Source organism: Streptomyces sp. V3I8, from assembly GCF_030817535.1.
Classification (GTDB): domain Bacteria; phylum Actinomycetota; class Actinomycetes; order Streptomycetales; family Streptomycetaceae; genus Streptomyces.
Map to the genome: position 1 here is coordinate 2,907,607 of NZ_JAUSZL010000002.1, position 20,256 is coordinate 2,927,862.

Here is a 20,256-nt window from a genome sequence, read left to right on the forward strand (position 1 = left end):
AGGCTGGCCGCATGGTCAATCTGACGCGCATCTACACCAGGACCGGCGACCGGGGCACCACGGCCCTCGGCGACATGAGCCGCACCGCCAAGACGGACCCGCGGATCTCGGCGTACGCCGACGCCAACGAGGCGAACGCGGCCCTCGGCACGGCGATCGCCCTCGGCAACCTCGACGAGGAGATCGTCAAGGTGCTCTCGCGCGTCCAGAACGACCTGTTCGACGTGGGCGCGGACCTGTCCACGCCGGTCGTCGAGAACCCCGAGTTCCCGCCGCTGCGGGTCGAGCAGTTCTACATCGACAAGCTGGAGGCGGACTGCGACCGCTTCAACGAACAGCTGGACAAACTCCGCTCCTTCATCCTCCCCGGCGGCACCCCCGGCGCGGCCCTCCTCCACCAGGCCTGCACGGTGGTCCGCCGGGCGGAACGCTCCACGTGGACGGCCCTGGAGTCCCACGGCGAGGTCATGAACCCCCTGACGGCGACCTACCTCAACCGCCTCTCGGACCTCCTGTTCATCCTGGCCAGGACGGCGAACAAGGAGGTGGGGGACGTGCTGTGGGTCCCGGGCGGCGAACGCTAGCGCCCGGGTGCGCGACCGGCCTCCACCGGAGCCGCGGGCGCCTTCTTCGGCCACACCAGGTAGGTCAGCGCCACCAGCCCGTGGATCCCGGCCGCCCGCCACGCCACGAACTGCCAGTTCTCCAGTGATCCGACCCGCCCGGGGTCGTCGACGTACCGGATCGCGATCTGGAGCAGTACCGTCGCGACCCCCGCGGCCACCACCGTGCCGAGCCACACCCGCCCCTCGTGCCGCGCCCGCGCCATCCCGTACCTGGGCGCCCCGGCGGGCGGGGGCGCGCCCCCGAACCGGTGCGCCGCGTGACCGTCGAGCCACGTCACGGTCCGGTGCCCGTGCCCGACGGTGTACCCGATGTACAGCGCGGCCAGCCCGTGCGTCCAGTCCGGCTCGGCCCCGGCCCTCAGGTCCAGCGCGGTGACCACCAGCAGCACGACCTCCAGCAGGGGCTCGCACAGCAGCAGGGCCAGCCCTGTGCGGGGCATCCTCAGCAGGTACCGGAAGGCCAGCCCCGCGGCCAGCAGCACCCAGAACCCGATCTCGCAGACGACGATCAGCGTGACGACCACGACGAACTCCTCCCGATCACCCTCCAAGGCTCCCGCGGGCGGAGCCGGAGAGCGTCGTCGGCGATGACGAACCGGCACTGCATCCTTCGATGTACCCGTGGACCGTCCTCCGGGACCAGGCGACGGGCGCACGCACCGTGTTGGATGGAGCCATGCCCGTACGACGCCTGCGTCCGCACCGCGACGACGTACGCATCGCGCTGGCGGGACTGACCGGCGGGCTCGTCCTGTGGAGCACCGGCGTCCACACGCGCTCCGCCACCGACCCGGTCGTGCTCCGGTCCGGCCCCTGGCCGGTCCTCCTGCCGCTCGCCGTGACGGTGGCCTGCGAGCTGCTGCGGCGCACCCGCCCGCGCACCGCTCTGCTGATCGGCGTCGCGGCCATGACCCTCGACAGCGTCACCCGGGGCAACCTGGCGACCGTCGTGATGTTCACGGACCTCGTCTACGCCGCCGTGCTGTACGGGCCGCCCGCCACCGCCCGCCGCGTCCTGTGGATCAGCGGCCTGCTCACGGTGCTCGGCACGGTGGTGCCGGTCGCCCTCCTGCGGGAGCCGGAGGCGCTGCTGCTCGGTGTGGTCATCGGGGTCGTGGCGTTCATGCCCGGCGCCACCGGCTGGGTCGTCCGCAACCACCGCGACGCCGCCGAGGCCGCCCGGCTGCGCGCCGGGCAGACCGCCCTGCTCGCCGAGATCGACCGCACCCAGGCGGTCACCGCCGAACGCGCCCGGATGGCCCGGGAACTGCACGACCTGGTCGCCAACCACCTGTCGGCGATCGCCATCCACTCCACGGCCGCGCTCTCCCTGGACGACCCGGACACCTCGAAGGAGGCCCTCGGCGTCATCCGCGAGAACAGCGTCGAGGGGCTGGCCGAGATGCGCCGCCTCATCGGCATCCTGCGGGACAGCAGCGGCGACACCGAGCCGGCCGCCGCGCCCACCCTGGACGGGCTCGGTCCGCTGGTGGAGCACGCGCGCGCCAACGGCCTCGACGTCGCACTCGACCGCACGCACACGGCGCTGCCCACCCCGGTCGAGCTGGCCGCCTACCGGATCGTGCAGGAATCCCTGACCAACGCCCTCAAGCACGCCTCCGCCGGCCGGGTCACCGTCTCCCTCGTACAGCGCGAGCACGCCCTGGACGTCCGGGTGACCAGCCCGTTCGGCGGCGCCCGGAACGACGGCCCGCGGGCCCCCGGGTCGGGCGCGGGCCTGATCGGGATGCGCGAGCGGGTCGCCCTGCTGCAGGGCACGTTCGAGGCCGGTCCCGAAGACGGGGAGGACGGCGGGACCTGGACCGTCCGCGCCACGTTCCCGATCACCGAAGGAGATACCGCATGATCCGTGTGCTCGTCGCCGAGGACCAGTCCGCCGTACGCGCCGGTCTCGTCCTGATCCTGCGCAGCGCCCCCGACATCGAGGTGGTCGGCGAGGCCGCGGACGGCGAGCAGGCGGTGGCCCTGGCCAGGGAGCTGCGCCCCGACCTGGTCCTGATGGACGTCCAGATGCCCCGTCTGGACGGCGTCTCCGCCACCCGCCAGGTCGTCGGCGAGGGCCTCGCCGACGTCCTCGTCCTGACCACGTTCGACCTCGACGCGTACGTGTTCGGCGCCCTGCGCGCGGGCGCCGCCGGCTTCCTGCTGAAGAACACCGAGGCCCGTCAGCTCCTCGAAGCGGTCCGCACGGTGGCGGGCGGTGAGGGTCTGATCGCCCCCGCGGTCACCCGGCGCCTGATCGCCGAGTTCGCCGCGAGGCCCGTACGGGAGCCGAGGGCCGACCCGGCCGTCCTGGACACGCTGACCCGGCGCGAACGGGAGGTCCTGTCCTGCCTGGGCGAGGGCCTGTCCAACGCGGAGATCGGGGTCCGTCTCGACATGGCGGAAGCCACCGTGAAGACGCACGTCAGCCGTCTGCTGGGCAAGCTGGAGCTGCGCAGCCGGGTCCAGGCGGCGGTACTGGCGCAGGAGTTGGGCGTGTAACAACTGGTCGCACCGCACCTCCTCAGTGGTCTGGACCTATTGACCTATGGTCCAGACCTTTCTATTGTCCTGCGCACCTCATCAAACTCCCCCAAGGAGACGCGGATGCGCCTCAGACGCAGACTCGGACACAGAGCCGTAGCGGGGTTCACCACCCTGCTGCTGCCGTTCGCCGCCCTGGTCGGGTTCGCGAGCCCCGCCTCGGCCGCCACGTCGGCGACCGCCACCTATGCCAAGACCCAGGACTGGGGCAGCGGCTTCGAAGGCAAGTGGACCGTCAAGAACACCGGTACCACGGCCCTCAGTTCCTGGACCGTCGAGTGGGACTTCCCCTCGGGCACCTCGGTCACCTCCGCCTGGGACGCCGACGTCACCAGCTCCGGCACCCACTGGACCGCCAAGAACAAGTCCTGGAACGGCACCCTCGCACCGGGCGCGTCCCTCTCCTTCGGCTTCAACGGGTCGGGCACCGGCTCCCCCGCCAACTGCAAGCTCAACGGCGGCAGCTGTGACGGCGGCCCCTCGGTCCCCGGCGACAACGCGCCCTCCGCCCCGGGCAAGCCGACCGCCTCCGACATCACCGGCACCTCGGTGAAGCTCGCCTGGAGCGCGGCCACCGACGACAAGGGCGTCAAGAACTACGACGTCCTGCGCGACGGCGCCAAGGTCGCCACGGTGACCGGCACCTCGTACGGCGACACCGGCCTGAGTGCCGGCAGCGACTACTCGTACACCGTCCAGGCCCGTGACACGGCCGACCAGACCGGACCGGTGAGCGCCGCGACCGCCGTGCACACCACCGGCGGCACCACCGAGCCGCCCACCGGCGACAAGGTCAAGCTGGGCTACTTCACCGAGTGGGGCGTCTACGGGCGCAACTACCACGTGAAGAACCTGGTCACCTCGGGCTCCGCGTCGAAGATCACCCACATCAACTACGCGTTCGGCAACGTCAAGAACGGTCAGTGCACCGTCGACGACACCTACGCCGCGTACGACAAGGCCTACACCGCCGACCAGTCCGTCAGCGGCACCGCCGACAGCTGGGACCAGCCGCTGCGCGGCAACTTCAACCAGCTGCGCCAGCTGAAGGCCAAGTACCCGCACATCAAGGTGCTGTACTCGTTCGGCGGCTGGACCTACTCCGGCGGCTTCGGCCAGGCCGCGCAGAACCCGGCCGCGTTCGCCAAGTCCTGCAAGGCCGTGGTCGAGGACCCGCGCTGGGCCGACGTCTTCGACGGCATCGACATCGACTGGGAGTACCCGAACGCCTGCGGCCTGAGCTGCGACACCTCCGGCTTCAGCTCCTTCAAGACCCTCACCCAGGCACTGCGCACCGAGTTCGGCTCGAACTACCTGGTCACCGCGGCCATCACGGCGGACGGCTCCTCCGGCGGCAAGATCGACGCCGCCGACTACGGTGGCGCCTCGCAGCACCTCGACTGGTACAACGTGATGACGTACGACTACTTCGGCGCCTTCGCGCCCACCGGCCCGACCGCCCCGCACTCGCCGCTGACCTCGTACAACGGCATCCCGGCGGCCGGCTTCAACTCGGCCGACGCGATCGCCAAGCTCAAGAGCAAGGGCGTACCGGCGAAGAAGCTGCTGCTCGGCATCGGCTTCTACGGACGCGGCTGGACCGGCGTCACCCAGGCCGCGCCCGGCGGCACGGCGACCGGCGCGGCACCCGGCACGTACGAGCCGGGCATCGAGGACTACAAGGTCCTCAAGAGTTCCTGCCCGGTCACCGGCACCATCGCCGGCACGGCCTACGCCTACTGCGGCACCAACTGGTGGAGCTACGACACCCCGGCCACCATCGGCTCCAAGATGACCTGGGCCAAGAACCAGGGCCTGGGAGGCGCGTTCTTCTGGGAGTTCAGCGGCGACACCACCAACGGCGAACTGGTGACGGCCATCAACAGCGGCCTGAACTAGCAGCCCCGTAAGGAGCGCCCCCGCAGGGGCTCGGGGAACTGCGCGACCGGCCCCCACCGGGCCCGCAGACAACCCACCGACCCCAGCGGTGCCAAACCACAACCGCCCGGGCAGCGAGTGAATGGTTACGCCACATTCACTCGCTGCCCGGGCGGCGCGGCTTCCAGCCAGGCGAGGAAACCGGTCAGCGCGTCCTCGCTCATCGCGAGCTCAAGCCGCGTACCGCGATGGACACAGGCGAGGATGATCGCGTCGGAGAGCAGCGCCAGCTCCTCCTCGCCCTCGGGGGCACGGCGCCCGGCCACCTCGATCGCCGAGCGTTCGAGCGTGCGGCGCGGCCTCAGCGCGTACGAGAAGACGCGGAACCACTCGATCCGGTCGCCGCTGTAGCGGGCGATGCCGTAACCCCAGCCCTTGCCGCTGGTGTCACCCTTCTCCGGAACGTTCCAGCGCAGGCTGCAGTCGAAGGTGCCGCCCGAGCGCTGGATCACTCTGCGACGCAGGCCGAAGGCGAAGAGTCCGAGGGCCACCAGCAGGACTACCGACCCGATCACAGTCAGAGCGAGGACCATCGACACCGACCTCCTCGTCTCCTAGGTAACGGAAAGGAAAAAAGCACCCGCATCGCCTCAGCCGCGACCCGGTCCGGAGTAGCTCCGGTCCTGGCCGCGGCTGAGTCACTTCCTTCGGCGCGCTGGTCTCAGTGCGCCGACACCGCCCGCAGTCGGACGTCCGCGCGACGCTCGGCGGACGCGTCGGCGTCCGACTGCGCGCGCTCGAGCGCCCGCTCCGCACGCTGGACGTCAATCTCGTCCGACAGCTCGGCGATCTCGGCCAGCAGCGACAGCTTGTTGTCCGCGAATGAGATGAAACCGCCGTGCACCGCGGCGACGACCGTTCCACCATCACTCGTACGGATGGTCACCGGGCCCGACTCCAGCACACCGAGCAGCGGCTGGTGACCGGGCATGACGCCGATGTCGCCGGACGTGGTGCGCGCGACGACCAGGGTGGCCTCGCCGGACCAGACACTGCGGTCCGCGGCGACGAGCTCGACGTGCAGCTCAGCAGCCAAGGTGGGCTCCTCGGGTCACCACCCGGCGTTCGCTGCCGGGTGTTGGGTCAAAGTCTAATGGGCGTGTGGAGAAGGGCGGGACCCGCCCCGCGAGGCACGGCCCCGCCCTTCTCACTCGGAACACGGGGTTCAGGAGACGCCGAGTTCCTTGGCGTTCGCCTTGAGGTCCTCGATGCCACCGCACATGAAGAACGCCTGCTCCGGGAAGTGGTCGTACTCGCCGTCGATGATCGAGTTGAAGGCCGCGATCGACTCCTCCAGCGGGACGTCCGACCCGTCGACGCCGGTGAACTGCTTGGCGGCGTGGGTGTTCTGGGACAGGAAGCGCTCCACGCGACGGGCACGGTGGACGACGAGCTTGTCCTCCTCGCCCAGCTCGTCGATACCGAGGATGGCGATGATGTCCTGGAGGTCCTTGTACTTCTGCAGGACCGTCTTGACGCGCATCGCGGCGTCGTAGTGCTCCTGCGCGATGTAGCGCGGGTCCAGGATGCGGGACGTGGAGTCCAGCGGGTCCACGGCCGGGTAGATGCCCTTCTCGGAGATCGGACGGGAGAGAACCGTCGTCGCGTCGAGGTGGGCGAACGTGGTGGCCGGGGCCGGGTCGGTCAGGTCGTCCGCGGGGACGTAGATCGCCTGCATCGACGTGATCGAGTGACCACGCGTCGAGGTGATGCGCTCCTGCAGCTGACCCATCTCGTCGGCCAGGTTCGGCTGGTAACCCACCGCGGACGGCATACGGCCGAGCAGGGTGGAGACCTCGGAACCGGCCTGGGTGAAGCGGAAGATGTTGTCGATGAAGAACAGCACGTCCTGCTTCTGCACATCGCGGAAGTACTCCGCCATGGTCAGACCGGCCAGGGCCACGCGCAGACGGGTGCCCGGGGGCTCGTCCATCTGACCGAAGACCAGAGCGGTCTTGTCCAGAACGCCGGACTCCTCCATCTCCGCGATGAGGTCGTTGCCCTCACGGGTGCGCTCACCGACGCCCGCGAAGACGGAGACGCCCTCGTGGAGGTTGGCGACACGCATGATCATTTCCTGGATCAGCACGGTCTTGCCGACACCGGCACCACCGAACAGACCGATCTTGCCGCCCTTGACGTACGGGGTCAGCAGGTCGACGACCTTCAGGCCCGTCTCGAACATCTCGGTCTTCGACTCGAGCTGGTCGAACGCGGGGGCCTTGCGGTGGATGGTCCACCGGTCGCCCGTGTAGGCCTCGTCGGAGTTCAGCACCTCGCCGAGGGTGTTGAACACCTTGCCCTTGGTGAAGTCACCGACCGGGACGGAGATGCCCGAGCCCGTGTCGGTCACCGCGGCCTGGCGGACCAGACCGTCGGTGGGCTGCATGGAGATGGTGCGGACCAGACCGTCGCCCAGGTGCTGGGCGACCTCAAGGGTCAGCGTCTTCTTCTCGCCGGCGTTGGCCGGGTCGGCCACCTCGACGTGAAGGGCGTTGTAGATCTCCGGCATGGCGTCGACGGGGAATTCCACGTCGACGACCGGGCCGATGACCCGGGCGACGCGGCCCGTGGCAACGGCCGTCTCAACTGTCGTCGTCATTACCTGTCACTCCCCGCGGTCGCGTCGGCGAGGGCTGCGGAGCCACCGACGATCTCGCTGATTTCCTGGGTGATTTCGGCCTGGCGGGCCGCGTTGGCAGATCGGGAGAGTGAAGTGATCAGGTCTCCCGCGTTGTCGGTCGCCGACTTCATCGCGCGGCGGGTGGCGGCGTGCTTGGAGGCAGCCGACTGGAGCAGCGCGTTGTAGATACGGCTCTCGACGTACCGCGGCAGAAGGGCGTCCAGGACGTCCTCCGCCGACGGCTCGAAGTCGTACAGCGGAAGGATCTCGTCCTTGGTGGACTGCTCCTCCGCCACCTCGTCGAGGCTGAGCGGCAGCAGGCGGCTGTCGATCGCCGTCTGCGTCATCATCGAGACGAACTCGGTGTAGACGATGTGGATCTCGTCCACGCCGCCCTCCGCCGTCTTCTTCTCGATGGCCTCGATCAGCGGGACCGCGACGTTCTTCGCGTCCCCGTACGAGGGCTCGTCGGTGAAGCCCGACCACGATTCCGAGACCTTGCGCTCCCGGAAGTTGTAGTGGGCCAGCCCACGGCGGCCGACGATGTACGTGTCGACCTCCTTGCCCTCGGCCTCCAGGCGGGCGGTCAGCCTCTCCGCCGCCTTGATGGCGTTGGAGTTGAAGGCGCCGGCCAGTCCGCGGTCGCTCGTGAGGAGCAGCACCGCGGAACGGGTCGCCGTCTCGGCCTCCGTGGTCAGCGGGTGCTGGGTGTTCGAACCGGTCCCGACCGCCGTGACCGCGCGGGTGAGCTCGGTCGCGTACGGCGTGGAGGCCGCCACCTTGCGCTGCGCCTTGACGACGCGCGAGGCGGCGATCATCTCCATCGCCTTGGTGATCTTCTTGGTCGCGGTGACGGATTTGATGCGACGCTTGTAGACCCGGAGCTGGGCTCCCATGAGTCAGGTCCCTTCCGTCGTCACTTGCCCGCAGCGGCAGGGGTGTCCTCGCCGAGCAGCTTGCCGTCCGACGTCTCGAACTGCTTCTTGAAGTCCGTGATCGCGTCGGCGATGGCCTGCAGGGTGTCGTCCGACATCTTGCCGCCCTCCTTGATGGAGGTCATGAGGCCCTGCTCCTTGCGGTGCAGGTACTCCAGGAGCTCCTTCTCGAAGCGACGGATGTCGTTGACCGGGACGTCGTCCATCTTGCCGGTGGTGCCGGCCCAGACGGAGACGACCTGGTCCTCGGTGGCCATCGGCTGGTACTGGGCCTGCTTGAGCAGCTCGACCATCCGCTGACCGCGGTCCAGCTGCGACTTCGACGCGGCGTCCAGGTCGGAACCGAAGGCGGCGAACGCCTCCAGCTCACGGAACTGGGCGAGGTCGACGCGCAGTCGGCCGGAGACCTGCTTCATCGCCTTGTGCTGAGCGGAACCACCGACGCGGGAGACGGAGATACCGACGTTCAGCGCGGGGCGCTGACCGGCGTTGAAGAGGTCCGACTCCAGGAAGCACTGGCCGTCGGTGATGGAGATGACGTTGGTCGGGATGAACGCCGAGACGTCGTTGGCCTTCGTCTCGACGATCGGCAGACCGGTCATCGAGCCCGCGCCCAGCTCGTCCGAGAGCTTCGCGCAGCGCTCGAGCAGACGGGAGTGCAGGTAGAAGACGTCACCGGGGTAGGCCTCGCGCCCCGGCGGACGGCGCAGCAGCAGGGACACGGCGCGGTAGGCGTCGGCCTGCTTCGAGAGGTCGTCGAAGATGATGAGGACGTGCTTGCCCTCGTACATCCACTGCTGGCCGATGGCCGAACCGGTGTACGGCGCCAGGTACTTGAAGCCGGCCGGGTCGGACGCCGGGGCGGCGACGATGGTCGTGTACTCCAGCGCGCCGGCCTCTTCGAGGGCGCCACGCACGGAGGCGATGGTCGAGCCCTTCTGGCCGATGGCGACGTAGACGCAGCGGACCTGCTTCTTCGGGTCGCCCGTGCGCCAGTTGTCACGCTGGTTGATGATCGTGTCGACGGCCAGAGCGGTCTTGCCGGTCTGCCGGTCACCGATGATCAGCTGACGCTGGCCGCGGCCGATCGGGGTCATCGCGTCGACGGCCTTGTAGCCGGTCTCCATCGGCTCGTGGACCGACTTGCGGGCCATGACGCCCGGGGCCTGCAGTTCGAGCGCGCGGCGTCCGGACGTCTCGATCTCGCCGAGACCGTCGATCGGGGTGCCGAGCGGGTCGACCACGCGGCCGAGGTAGCCCTCGCCCACCGCGACGGAGAGGACCTCTCCGGTGCGGGTGACCGGCTGGCCCTCCTCGATGCCGCTGAACTCGCCGAGGACGACCGCGCCGATCTCGCGCTCCTCCAGGTTCAGTGCGAGACCGAGGGTCCCGTCCTCGAACCTCAGCAGTTCGTTGGCCATGGCCGAGGGCAGGCCCTCGACCTTCGCGATGCCGTCGCCGGCAAGGGTGACCGTACCGACCTCCTCGCGCGAGGCCGCGTCCGGCTTGTACGACTGGACGAAGGTCTCCAGCGCATCCCGGATCTCCTCCGGCCGGATCGTGAGCTCCGCCATCTGGGTTCCCTGCTCTCCTTGTTGGGCCCGAAGTTTTCTTGGGGGTCTGGGGTTGTTCCCCCAGGAATCCTCTGCACGGCCCAACCAGGGCCGTAAGCACTGCGGTGTACTGCTTGGTTCTGTACGCGTACTGCGTTGTCCTGTGTTGTCGCTAGCTCGCCATGCGGCGGCTGACGTCCTCGAGCCGGTCCGCGATCGAGCCGTTGATGACCTCGTCGCCGACCTGCACCCGGATCCCGCCGAGGACCTCGGGGTCCACGTCGAGGTTGAGGTGCATCGGGTGGCCGTAGAGCTTCGCGAGGGCGGCGCCGAGGCGCTGCTTCTGCACGTCGCTCAGCGGAACCGCCGAGGTGACGACCGCGACCATGCGGTTGCGGCGCCCGGCGGCGAGCTGGGACAGGGACTCGAGTCCCGACTCCAGGCTACGTCCCCGGGGCGCGGCCACGAGGCGCGTGACCAGTCGCTCGGTGACGGCGTCCGCCCGGCCGCCGAGCAGGCTGCGCAGCAGCTCGCTCTTGGCGGCGGTCGTGGCGCCGCGGTCGGTCAGCGCGGCGCGCAGTCCGGTGTTCGAAGAGACGATCCGGCCGAACCGGAACAGCTCGTCCTCGACGTCGTCGAGTGCGCCCCTGCGCTGCGCCGCCGTGAGGTCGGCGGTGTCGGCCAGCTCCTCGACGGAGTCGACCAGGTCGCGCGAGCGTGACCAGCGGGAACGCACCAGACCGGCCACCAGGTCGGCGGTGGTGCCGCTGACCTGGCCGCTGAGGAGGCGCCCGGCCAGTTCGGCCTTCGCCTCGGCGGCCTGCGCCGGGTCGGTGAGGACCCGACGCAACGACACCTCGCGGTCGAGCAGCGCGGTGACGGCGGCCAGCTCGTCGGCGAGCCGCGCCGCGTCCACGGACGTCGAGTCCGTCAACGCGTCGAGACGCTCCCGTGCGGCGGCCAAAGCCTCGCGGCTCGCTCCGTTCATCGCGTGGCCTCGGCCTTCGCAGCGCTTTCGTCCAGACCGTCGAGGAACCGGTCGATCGTGCGGCTCTGCCGGGCGTGGTCCTCGAGGGACTCACCGACGAGCTTGCCGGCCAGTTCGGTGGCCAGCTGGCCCACGTCCTGGCGGAGCGCCGACGCGGCGGCCTTGCGGTCGGCCGCGATCTGGGCGTGACCCGCGGCGACGATCTCCTCGCGCTGCCGCTGGCCTTCCGCGCGCATCTCGGCGATGAGCGTGGCGCCCTGCTCCTGCGCCTCCTGGCGCAGACGCGCGGCCTCGTGCCGGGCTTCGGCGAGCTGAGCCTTGTACTGCTCGAGCACGCTCTGAGCCTCGGTCTGAGCGGCCTCGGCCTTCTCGATACCGCCCTCGATGGCCTCGCGGCGCTGCTCCAGAACCTTGTTGATGTTCGGGAGGAGCTTCTTGGCGAGAAAACCGAAGACGATGACAAAGGCGATCAGGCCGATGACGAGCTCGGGGATCGGCGGGATGAGAGGATTCTCCGCCTCCTCGGCCGCCAGAATGAGCAGCTGGCTCATGTCAGTGCCTTTCGTCTAGTCGGCTGGTCGTGGATCGTCAGATCACTTGCCGTAGACGAACGGCATGACCAGACCGATGAGGGCGAGTGCCTCACAGAAGGCGAAGCCGAGGATCTGGTTGGCGCGGATCAGGCCGGCGGCCTCGGGCTGGCGGGCAAGGGCCTGGGTGCCGTTGCCGAAGATGATGCCGACGCCGACGCCGGGGCCGATGGCGGCGAGGCCGTAGCCGATGGAGCCGAGGGAGCCGGAGACAGCGGCGAGGGTCTCAGTGGCAGCCATGCTGATTCTTCCTTCTCTGTACGGACCGGCGGGGGTTGGCCACCGGACGCTTAGGGGTTTTACGAGTGGACTGCTCAGTGGTGCTCGGCGAGCGCGCCCTGGATGTAGGTGCAGGTCAGAAGCACGAAGACGTAGGCCTGCAGTGCCTGGATGAAGAGCTCGAAGGCGGTCATCACGATGACCATCACGAACGAGACGCCGGCGTAGGCGATCCCGACGCCGTTGAGCAGGTACCAGCTCGCGATCGTGAAGAGCAGGAGCAGGGTGTGGCCCGCGAACATGTTCGCGAAGAGTCGCACGGCGTGGGTGAACGGCCGGACCAGCAGGTTCGAGAAGAACTCGATGGTCATGGCCAGCGGCAGCACCGGGCCGAGCGACTTGTCGTAACCCGTGATGTTCTTGAAGGCGCCGACGAAACCGTGCCGCTTGAAGGTCAGCGAGACCCACAGCACGTAGACGATCAGGGCCAGGACCAGCGGGTACGAGATGATCGACGTCACCGGGAACTGGGCGACCGGGACGATGGACCAGAGGTTCATCATCCAGACGAAGAAGAAGAGGGAGACGACGAGAGGAACGTACTTCTCGCCCTCCTTCTTTCCGATCGTCTCGTAGACGACGCCTCGTCGGATGAAGTCGTAGCCCGCCTCGGCCACCATCTGCAGCTTCCCCGGGACGACCTGCGGCTTACGGAAGGCGGCCCAGAAGAAACCGATGATGATGACGGAGCCGAGCAGCGCCAGCAACATCGTCTTGTTGAAGTAGACACTGCTGTCCGCGTCGCCCACGAGGGGCTCGAACAGGAACGAGTGCAGGCCGGGAGCCGGGAATCCACAGCCGTCGAAGATGTGGCAGTCGGTCTCGAAGGCGAGCACCTGCGTCGGGTCAGCACTCACCGCGGGCTCCTTCAGCGTGGCGCATGGGTACGGCAACCTCGTTGTGTCGGCGCGGCGGACAGCCGCGGTTCGGCACTGGACTGGTGTTACGGATGTGGGGGCGGCAGGAGGGCATCGAGCCTCGCTCTGGGGCAGGCGTCAGCTCGGATGCCCGCGCCCGCGATGCCGCAGTTGGCACCGGACGATAGCAGGGTCTCCAACGTGCCTTTATACCGGCCCTACCCCTCACGACGAGTGCCCCGTCCTTTCGGGCTCGTCGCCCTTCGAGGAGTCGGGTTCGACGTAAAGGATCTTGGCCTTCATGTGGGCACGCGCCTGGGCGCCGATCCACGCGAGCGTGGTGACGAGAAGCGTGGCGGCGAACGCCCTGGGATTGAACAGCGTGGTGTTCTTGAAGGTCGCCATGAAGATGAACAGCAGAAGAATCTGTGCCGTGTAGAGCATCAGCCCCATCCCCTGGAAGAGGTGCGGGAGTGATGCCGCGACGCGCTGCAGGACGTACAGCCCGATACCCATGAACAGGAGCACGACCAGCGTCGCCACGACCGCCCCGACCGCTCCCTTGCCACCGGCGACCACACCGCTGACGACGGCGGCGACCGCGCCGACGGCAGCTGTGGGGACAGCGGCCTGGAGAATGATCCGGACGTCATTGGAGGGCATGGCGGCAACTCCGCTTTGCTCAAGGGGGGCAGGTGTCGTCATGGACGAGCGTAGTCCCGGACAGCGAGAGAACCTCACCGCCGGTGAACCGTCGCATTGCGGTCCTTCGGTGCTGTCCTGGGTTCTCGTGAACCGTATCACAAACTATTTGATGAGGTCTTTACCTCGATGGTGTGCTCGGCGTCACACATGAGGGTGAACATGCACGTCTGTGCGCCCGCCAAGCCCACTTGTCTGGTAATGGGGTGTTTTCGGAAAGCCGCCCGAGGGGCGGCTCTTGCTCGATTCTTACCTTGCGTCAACGACGGCCGACGGCGGTCGCCCCGTTGGCTCCCGATACACCCACAGTGACCGGAGTGCGGTCCCCCGCGTCCTGGGCGGCCTCCCCGGCGCCGTCCCCGGTCCCCTCGTGCGGTCCCTCGCCCGTCGCGTCCGCGAACGGGGCGGCGCCCTCCGCGGGCAGGTCCACCGCCTTGCGCCGGCGGTAGCGGGGCGGCACGAGGTGCTCGGCCCAGCGCGGGGCGCGCGGGGTGAAGCGCGGCAGCAGGAGCAGGACCAGGCCCACCGCGCTGAGCGCCATGATGCCGAGCACGATCCACATCGCCCCCGAGTTCACCGAGTAGGCGAGGGCTCCGAAGGCGATCAGCGCCGACCAGAAGTACATGATGAGCACGGCCCGGCTGTGCGAGTGCCCGATCTCCAGCAGGCGGTGGTGCAGGTGCCCCCGGTCGGCCGCGAACGGGGACTGGCCGCGCCAGGTGCGCCGCACGATGGCGAGCACCAGGTCGGCCGCCGGCACGGCGATGATCGTCAGCGGCAGCAGCAGCGGGATGTAGACGGGCACCGTCTGGTGCACCGCCTCCTTCTCGGACCCGGCGAACAGGTTCATCGCGTCCGGGTCGACCTGCCCGGTGATGGAGATGGCGCCGGCCGCCAGCACCAGGCCGATCAGCATCGACCCCGAGTCGCCCATGAAGATGCGCGCCGGGTGCATGTTGTGCGGCAGGAAGCCGAGGCACATGCCCATCAGCAGCGCGGAGAAGAGGGTGGCGGGGGCGGCGGACTCCAGCCCGTAGCCGTACCAGATGCGGTAGCCGTACATGAAGAACGCGGTCGCGGCGATGCACACCATGCCCGCCGCGAGGCCGTCGAGGCCGTCGGCGAAGTTCACGGCGTTGATGGTGATCACGACGAGCGCGACGGTCAGCAGCGTGCCCTGCCACTGGGTCAGCGACACCGAGCCGACGCCCGGGATGGGCAGCCACAGGATCGTCAGACCCTGCATGACCATGACGCCCGCGGCGATCATCTGGGCGCCGAGCTTGATGAGCGCGTCGATCTCGAACTTGTCGTCCAGGACGCCGATCAGCCAGATCAGGGCGGCGCCGGACAGCAGGGCCCGCGGCTCGTTGGAGTTCTCGAAGACCACGCTGAGGTTCGTCAGGTGGTCGGCGACCAGCAATCCGGCGCACAGTCCGAAGAACATCGCGATGCCGCCGAGGCGGGGGGTGGGTTCCCGGTGCACGTCACGTGCCCGGATCTCCGGCATCGCTCCGGCCACGATCGCGAACTTCCGCACCGGCCCTGTCAGCAGGTACGTCACCGCGGCCGTGATGCAGAGCGTCAGGAGGTATTCACGCACGGGCTTCCCCACAGGTCTCGCCGGCCATCTCAGCCCCACACCCTAGCTTCGTGCGCATACGGTTGGGGACTTCAGGGTAGGGCCGATGGTTGCACGCGTGGCCGTGCCGTTACACCCGCCTCCTCCTCACCGGCCGGAACAGGGCGGAAATCTCCCGGTCAGCTCCCGCACTTCTTCACGTACCCGGCGTCCCGCGGACTCGTCCCGCAGAGCCGTGCCCAGCAGGACCGCGATCCGCGCCATCTCGTCCTCCCCCATGCCCTGCGTGGTGACGGCGGCCGTGCCCAGGCGCAGTCCCCGCGCGTCGGGACGGGGCAGCGCGCAGGTGTCGAGGACGATCCCGGCGGCGGCGAGCAGGCCGCGGGCGGCGCGTCCGTCCACGCCGAGCGGCGACGGGTCGACGGTCAGCAGGTGGGTGTCGGTGCCGCCGGTGGTGACCGCGAACCCGTCGGCGGCCAGACTCTTCGCCAGCATCCGCGCGTTGGCGACCACCTGATGGGCGTACGCCGCGAACGCCGGTGTCGCCGCCTCGCCGAACGCGACGGCCTTGGCGGCGACCGTGTGCATCTGCGCGCCGCCCTGGGTGAACGGGAAGACCGCCCGGTCCACCCGCTCGGCCAGCTCGCTCCCGCACAGCAGCATGCCGCCGCGCGGGCCGCGCAGCACCTTGTGCGTGGTCGCGCACACGATGTCGGCGTACGGGACCGGACTGGGCGCCGCTCCCCCGGCGACGAGGCCGATGGGGTGGGCGGCGTCCGCGATGAGGTACGCGCCGACCTCGTCCGCCACCTCGCGGAAGACCGCGTGGTCGATGTGCCGGGGATACGCGATGGACCCGCACACGACGGCCTTCGGCCGGTGCGTGCGGGCCAGCACCCGGACCTGCTCGTAGTCGATGAAGCCGCTCTCCGGGTCGAGCCCGTACCCGACGAAGTCGAACCAGCGCCCCGAGAAGTTCGCGGGTGACCCGTGGGTGAGGTGGCCGCCGTGCGGCAGGCCCATCGCCAGCACGGTGTCACCGGGGCGCAGCAGGGCGGCGTACGCGGCCAGCACGGCCGAACTCCCGGAGTGGGACTGCACGTTGGCGTGCTCGGCGCCGAAGAGGGTCTTGGCGCGCAGCACCGCGAGCCGCTCGGCGGCGTCGGCCGGTTCGCAGCCGCCGTGGTGCCGGGCGCCGGGGTACCCCTCGGCGTACTTGTTGGCGAGCGGCGAGCTCAGCGCGGCCAGCACGGCCGGTGAGGTGAAGTTCTCGGCGGCGATCAGCTGCAGCGTCGTCGTCTGGCGCTCCCGCTCCGCGAGGACGATCTCGGCCAGTTCGGGATCCTGCCGGCCGAGCACGTCGTCGACCGGCGTCGGACCTTCAAGCGTGTGTGCGACCGGCATGGCGGACTCCGGACCTCGGCGGGGGGACGCTGTATCCAATGTAGGACCGACTCCCCTGCCGCGCCCGGTGTCGCCACCGGTCCGCGCGCGCCCCGTACCCCGTTCAGGTGCGTGCCGGGGCCCCGGTCAGTGCCGTAACCACCGGGTCGAGCGCCTGGCTGATCTCCTCGCCCACCGAGCGGAAGAACGGCAGGGGGGCGCCGTACGGGTCGTAGACCTCGTCCGCCTCCGCCGTGGGGGCCAGGAGCCACCCGCGCAGGGCCGCCGCGGCGCGGACCAGGGCCCGGGCGCGTTCGACCATGCCGTCGTCCAGGGGCGGCAGGGTCGCGGGGTCTATGGCCCGGACCAGGCGGGTGAACTCCTTCAGCGTGAAGGTGCGCAGGCCCGCCGAATGGCCCATGGAGATGACCTGGGCGCGGTGGTCGCGGGTCGCGGTGAGGACCAGGTCGGCCCGGATGACGTGCTCGTCGAGCAGCTCGCGGCCCACGAAGCCGGAGGCGTCCGCGCCGAAGTCCGCGAGGACCGCCTCCGCGTTGGCCTCCATGGGCGCGCCCTCGTGCCCCCAGGTACCGGCGCTCTCCACGATCAGGCCGCCCCACAGGGGGTCGCCGAGCCGGTCCGCCAGGGCATGGCGGGTCAGCCGCTCGGTGATCGGCGAGCGGCACACGTTGCCGGTGCTGACGTGGAGGATGCGAAAGGAGGAGTCGCCGAAGGCCCCGTCGCCGTAAGCTCCCGTGTTCCCCGTACCCGTACCTATGCCACGCCCCGCGTCAGGGGCTGTCAATTCGCCACCTCGAGGTCGGGTACGACCTTGCGCAGCTCCTCGGCGGACAGTGCCCCCGCCCGCAGCAGCACCGGCACCTTGCCCGTAACGTCGACGATCGAGGACGGGACGATGCCGGGGGTCGGACCGCCGTCCAGGTACACGGAGACGGAGTCCCCGAGCATCTCCTGGGCGGCGTCGCAGTCCTCGGGGGACGGGTGTCCCGTGAGGTTCGCGGAGGAGACGGCCATCGGGCCGACCTCGGTCAGCAGCTCGATGGCGACCGGGTGCAGCGGCATGCGCACGGCGACGGTGCCGCGGGTGTCGCCGAGGTCCCACTGGAGGGACGGCTGGTGCTTGGCCACGAGGGTCAGCGCACCGGGCCAGAAGGCGTCGACGAGCTCCCAGGCCATCTCGGAGAAGTCCGTGACCAGGCCGTGCAGCGTGTTCGGGGAGCCGATGAGGACGGGCGTGGGCATGTTACGGCCGCGGCCCTTGGCGTCCAGCAGGTCGGACACGGCCTCCGAGCTGAACGCGTCGGCGCCGATCCCGTACACGGTGTCGGTCGGCAGCACGACGAGCTCGCCCCGGCGCACGGCGGACGCGGCCTCGCGCAGACCCGTCGTACGGTCGGTCGCGTCGTTGGTGTCGTATCGCCGTGCCATGTCAGCAAGCCTCCTCGAGCACACGGGCCCCGTCGGCCGCGTGCCTAACGGTTTCTACGTCGTCCACGTCGTCCACGTCGGCGCGGGGGGTCGCCGCGGTCATGGCATCGCCCTGCGGGCGGTGGCGAACCGCGGCCGGTTGTTGAGGTCGGGGTGGTCGGCGGCATCCGCCCAGCCCCGCTCCTCGGTGAAGATCCACGGCACCTGACCGCCCTGGGTGTCGGCGTGCTCGACGACGACGACACCGCCGGGACGCAGCAGCCGGTGCGCGGTGCGCTCCAGACCGCGGATCAGGTCGAGGCCGTCCTCCCCCGAGAACAGGGAGAGTTCGGGATCGTAGTCCCGGGCCTCCGGAGCGACGTACTCCCATTCCGTGAGCGGGATGTACGGCGGGTTGGTGATGACGAGGTCCACCTGGCCGTCGAGGTCCGGGAAGGCGTCCAGGGCGTTCCCCTGGCGCAGGTCGACCCGTGACCCCTCGACGTTCTTGCGGGTCCACCGCAGGGCGTCCTCGGACAGCTCCACGGCGTGCACGCGCGAGCGCGGCACCTCCTGGGCGAGGGCGAGCGCGATGGCGCCCGAGCCGGTGCACAGGTCGACGATGAGCGGCTCCACGACGTCCATCGCGCGGACGGCGTCTATGGCCCAGCCGACCACGGACTCGGTCTCCGGCCGGGGCACGAAGACACCCGGCCCGACCTGCAGTTCCAGGTAGCGGAAGTAGGCCCGTCCGGTGATGTGCTGGAGCGGCTCGCGCGCCTCGCGGCGCGCGGTCACCTCCCAGTACCGGGCGTCGAAGTCCGTGTCCTCGACGGTGTGCAGCTCGCCCCGTTTCACGCCGTGCACGAACGCGGCGAGCTCCTCGGCGTCGTTGCGCGGCGAGGGCACGCCGGCGTCGGCCAGCCGCTGGGTGGCCTGGGCCACTTCCGCGAGCAGCAGGTTCACGCGTCCTCCGGGCTGAGCTGTTGTCCGTCGTACGGATGGGTGGTACGGCCGTGCGGGTACGTGCCTCAGGCCGCGGCGAGCTTGGCCGCCGAGTCGGCGTCCACGCATGCCTGGATCACCGCGTCGAGGTCACCGTCGAGGACCTGGTCCAGGTTGTACGACTTGAAGCCGACGCGGTGGTCCGAGATGCGGTTCTCCGGGAAGTTGTAGGTACGGATCTTCTCGGAGCGGTCCACGGTGCGGACCTGGCTGCGGCGGGCGTCCGCGGCCTTGCTCTCCGCCTCCTCCTGCGCCGCGGCGAGGAGCCTGGAGCGCAGGATACGCATCGCCTGCTCCTTGTTCTGCAGCTGGCTCTTCTCGTTCTGGCAGGAGGCGACGACTCCGGTGGGAACGTGGGTGATGCGCACCGCGGAGTCGGTGGTGTTGACGGACTGGCCGCCCGGCCCGGAGGAACGGTAGACGTCGATCCGCAGGTCGTTCGCGTGGATCTCGACGTCGACCTCCTCGGCCTCGGGCGTGACCAGCACACCGGCGGCGGAGGTGTGGATACGGCCCTGCGACTCGGTCGAGGGCACCCGCTGCACGCGGTGCACCCCGCCCTCGTACTTCAGGCGCGCCCAGACGCCCTGGCCGGGCTCGGTGGCGCCCTGGCCGCCCTTGGTCTTCACGGCGACCTGGACGTCCTTGTAGCCGCCCAGCTCGGACTCGGTGGCGTCGATGATCTCGGTCTTCCAGCCGACGCGCTCGGCGTACCGCAGGTACATGCGCAGCAGGTCGCCGGCGAACAGCGCCGACTCGTCGCCGCCCGCGCCCGCCTTGACCTCGAGGATGACGTCCTTGTCGTCGCTGGGGTCGCGCGGGACGAGCAGCAGCCGGAGCTTCTCGGTGAGCTCCTCGCGCTGCTTCTCCAGGTCCTTGACCTCCGCGGCGAAGTCGGGGTCGTCGACGGCGAACTCCTTCGCCGTCCCGATGTCGTCCCCGGTCTGCTTCCAGGAGCGGTACGTCGCGACGATCGGGGTCAGCTCCGCATAGCGCTTGTTGAGCTTGCGCGCGTTGGCCTGGTCGGCGTGGACCGACGGGTCAGCGAGCTTCTTCTCCAGATCGGCGTGCTCGCCGATCAGTTCCTCGACCGCCTCGAACATCTCCGGCTCCAATGGACTGCCGCCCGGCACCGTCGCGGGTCCGGGGGCGTAGGTACGGCGTGGGGGTTCCCCGCTCGATCGAAGACGAGAGCCGGGGAGGGGGCTGCTGCGGGGAAG

General features: G+C 69.8%; 21 protein-coding genes. 4 read left to right on the forward strand and 17 right to left on the reverse strand.

Annotation, left to right across the window (positions count from 1 at the left end):
* Positions 1-11: 11 nt before the first annotated feature.
* Positions 12-584: a cob(I)yrinic acid a,c-diamide adenosyltransferase gene (locus QFZ75_RS12620; RefSeq protein ID WP_307536516.1), complete on the forward strand. Its 573-nt coding sequence runs from the start codon at positions 12-14 to the stop codon at positions 582-584.
* On the opposite strand, the gene QFZ75_RS12625 is transcribed toward QFZ75_RS12620, so the two are convergent.
* Positions 581-1,150, reverse strand: coding sequence for a hypothetical protein (locus tag QFZ75_RS12625; protein ID WP_307544422.1), 570 nt, complete (start codon positions 1,148-1,150; stop codon positions 581-583). The genes QFZ75_RS12620 and QFZ75_RS12625 overlap by 4 nt on opposite strands.
* 152 nt (positions 1,151-1,302) lie before the next feature.
* On the opposite strand from QFZ75_RS12625, the gene QFZ75_RS12630 reads away from it, so the two are divergent.
* The 3 genes from QFZ75_RS12630 (at position 1,303) to QFZ75_RS12640 (ending at position 5,072) form a co-directional block, all read left to right on the forward strand.
* Positions 1,303-2,493, forward strand: a complete 1,191-nt coding sequence (locus tag QFZ75_RS12630) for a sensor histidine kinase (protein ID WP_307536518.1) — start codon at positions 1,303-1,305, stop codon at positions 2,491-2,493.
* Positions 2,490-3,131, forward strand: a complete 642-nt coding sequence (locus QFZ75_RS12635; protein WP_307536520.1) for a response regulator transcription factor — start codon at positions 2,490-2,492, stop codon at positions 3,129-3,131. Before QFZ75_RS12630 ends, QFZ75_RS12635 begins: the two co-directional genes overlap by 4 nt.
* Positions 3,132-3,236: 105 nt before the next feature.
* On the forward strand, positions 3,237-5,072 hold the full coding sequence (locus QFZ75_RS12640; RefSeq protein WP_307536522.1) for a glycoside hydrolase family 18 chitinase: 1,836 nt from the start codon (positions 3,237-3,239) through the stop codon (positions 5,070-5,072).
* A 125-nt stretch (positions 5,073-5,197) separates the two neighbouring features.
* On the opposite strand, the gene QFZ75_RS12645 is transcribed toward QFZ75_RS12640, so the two are convergent.
* The 16 genes from QFZ75_RS12645 to prfA all read right to left on the reverse strand — a co-directional run bounded on the left by QFZ75_RS12645 (position 5,198) and on the right by prfA (position 20,139).
* Positions 5,198-5,644 (reverse strand): DUF2550 domain-containing protein, encoded by a 447-nt coding sequence (locus tag QFZ75_RS12645; RefSeq protein ID WP_307536524.1) that lies wholly within the window; start codon positions 5,642-5,644, stop codon positions 5,198-5,200.
* A 128-nt stretch (positions 5,645-5,772) separates the two neighbouring features.
* Entirely contained in the window at positions 5,773-6,147 is a 375-nt protein-coding gene (locus tag QFZ75_RS12650) for a F0F1 ATP synthase subunit epsilon (RefSeq protein ID WP_307536525.1), read from the reverse strand.
* A gap of 129 nt (positions 6,148-6,276) precedes the next feature.
* Complete coding sequence (atpD, locus tag QFZ75_RS12655; protein WP_307536527.1) at positions 6,277-7,713, reverse strand: F0F1 ATP synthase subunit beta; 1,437 nt, start codon at positions 7,711-7,713, stop codon at positions 6,277-6,279.
* Positions 7,713-8,630 carry a F0F1 ATP synthase subunit gamma gene (locus QFZ75_RS12660; RefSeq protein WP_307536529.1) on the reverse strand — a complete coding sequence of 306 codons (918 nt, stop codon included), beginning with the start codon at positions 8,628-8,630 and terminating at the stop codon, positions 7,713-7,715. The genes atpD and QFZ75_RS12660 overlap by 1 nt, the downstream gene beginning before the upstream one ends.
* A gap of 20 nt (positions 8,631-8,650) precedes the next feature.
* Positions 8,651-10,243 (reverse strand): F0F1 ATP synthase subunit alpha, encoded by a 1,593-nt coding sequence (gene atpA, locus QFZ75_RS12665; RefSeq protein ID WP_307536531.1) that lies wholly within the window; start codon positions 10,241-10,243, stop codon positions 8,651-8,653.
* A gap of 151 nt (positions 10,244-10,394) precedes the next feature.
* Positions 10,395-11,210, reverse strand: coding sequence for a F0F1 ATP synthase subunit delta (locus QFZ75_RS12670; protein ID WP_307536532.1), 816 nt, complete (start codon positions 11,208-11,210; stop codon positions 10,395-10,397).
* On the reverse strand, positions 11,207-11,761 hold the full coding sequence (locus QFZ75_RS12675) for a F0F1 ATP synthase subunit B (protein ID WP_307536535.1): 555 nt from the start codon (positions 11,759-11,761) through the stop codon (positions 11,207-11,209). The genes QFZ75_RS12670 and QFZ75_RS12675 overlap by 4 nt, the downstream gene beginning before the upstream one ends.
* Before the next feature lie 42 nt (positions 11,762-11,803).
* Positions 11,804-12,040 (reverse strand): ATP synthase subunit C, encoded by a 237-nt coding sequence (locus QFZ75_RS12680; RefSeq protein ID WP_019060721.1) that lies wholly within the window; start codon positions 12,038-12,040, stop codon positions 11,804-11,806.
* Positions 12,041-12,114: 74 nt separating this feature from the next.
* On the reverse strand, positions 12,115-12,936 hold the full coding sequence (gene atpB / locus QFZ75_RS12685; protein WP_307536538.1) for a F0F1 ATP synthase subunit A: 822 nt from the start codon (positions 12,934-12,936) through the stop codon (positions 12,115-12,117).
* Between the two features lie 225 nt (positions 12,937-13,161).
* The gene (locus QFZ75_RS12690; protein WP_307536540.1) at positions 13,162-13,599 is read right to left on the reverse strand and encodes a hypothetical protein; all 438 of its coding nucleotides are present in this window, start codon (positions 13,597-13,599) and stop codon (positions 13,162-13,164) included.
* 298 nt (positions 13,600-13,897) lie between these two features.
* Positions 13,898-15,241, reverse strand: coding sequence for an MraY family glycosyltransferase (locus tag QFZ75_RS12695; RefSeq protein ID WP_307536542.1), 1,344 nt, complete (start codon positions 15,239-15,241; stop codon positions 13,898-13,900).
* A 126-nt stretch (positions 15,242-15,367) separates the two neighbouring features.
* Positions 15,368-16,624: a serine hydroxymethyltransferase gene (gene glyA, locus QFZ75_RS12700; RefSeq protein ID WP_307536544.1), complete on the reverse strand. Its 1,257-nt coding sequence runs from the start codon at positions 16,622-16,624 to the stop codon at positions 15,368-15,370.
* A 103-nt stretch (positions 16,625-16,727) separates the two neighbouring features.
* Positions 16,728-17,408: a protein-tyrosine-phosphatase gene (locus QFZ75_RS12705; RefSeq protein ID WP_373465855.1), complete on the reverse strand. Its 681-nt coding sequence runs from the start codon at positions 17,406-17,408 to the stop codon at positions 16,728-16,730.
* Positions 17,405-18,052, reverse strand: a complete 648-nt coding sequence (locus QFZ75_RS12710; RefSeq protein ID WP_307536545.1) for an L-threonylcarbamoyladenylate synthase — start codon at positions 18,050-18,052, stop codon at positions 17,405-17,407. The genes QFZ75_RS12705 and QFZ75_RS12710 overlap by 4 nt, the downstream gene beginning before the upstream one ends.
* 99 nt (positions 18,053-18,151) lie before the next feature.
* A complete protein-coding gene (prmC, locus tag QFZ75_RS12715; RefSeq protein ID WP_307536548.1) occupies positions 18,152-18,997 on the reverse strand; it encodes a peptide chain release factor N(5)-glutamine methyltransferase in 846 nt (281 codons plus the stop codon).
* Positions 18,998-19,062: 65 nt separating this feature from the next.
* A complete protein-coding gene (prfA, locus tag QFZ75_RS12720; protein ID WP_307536549.1) occupies positions 19,063-20,139 on the reverse strand; it encodes a peptide chain release factor 1 in 1,077 nt (358 codons plus the stop codon).
* Positions 20,140-20,256: the final 117 nt, after the last annotated feature.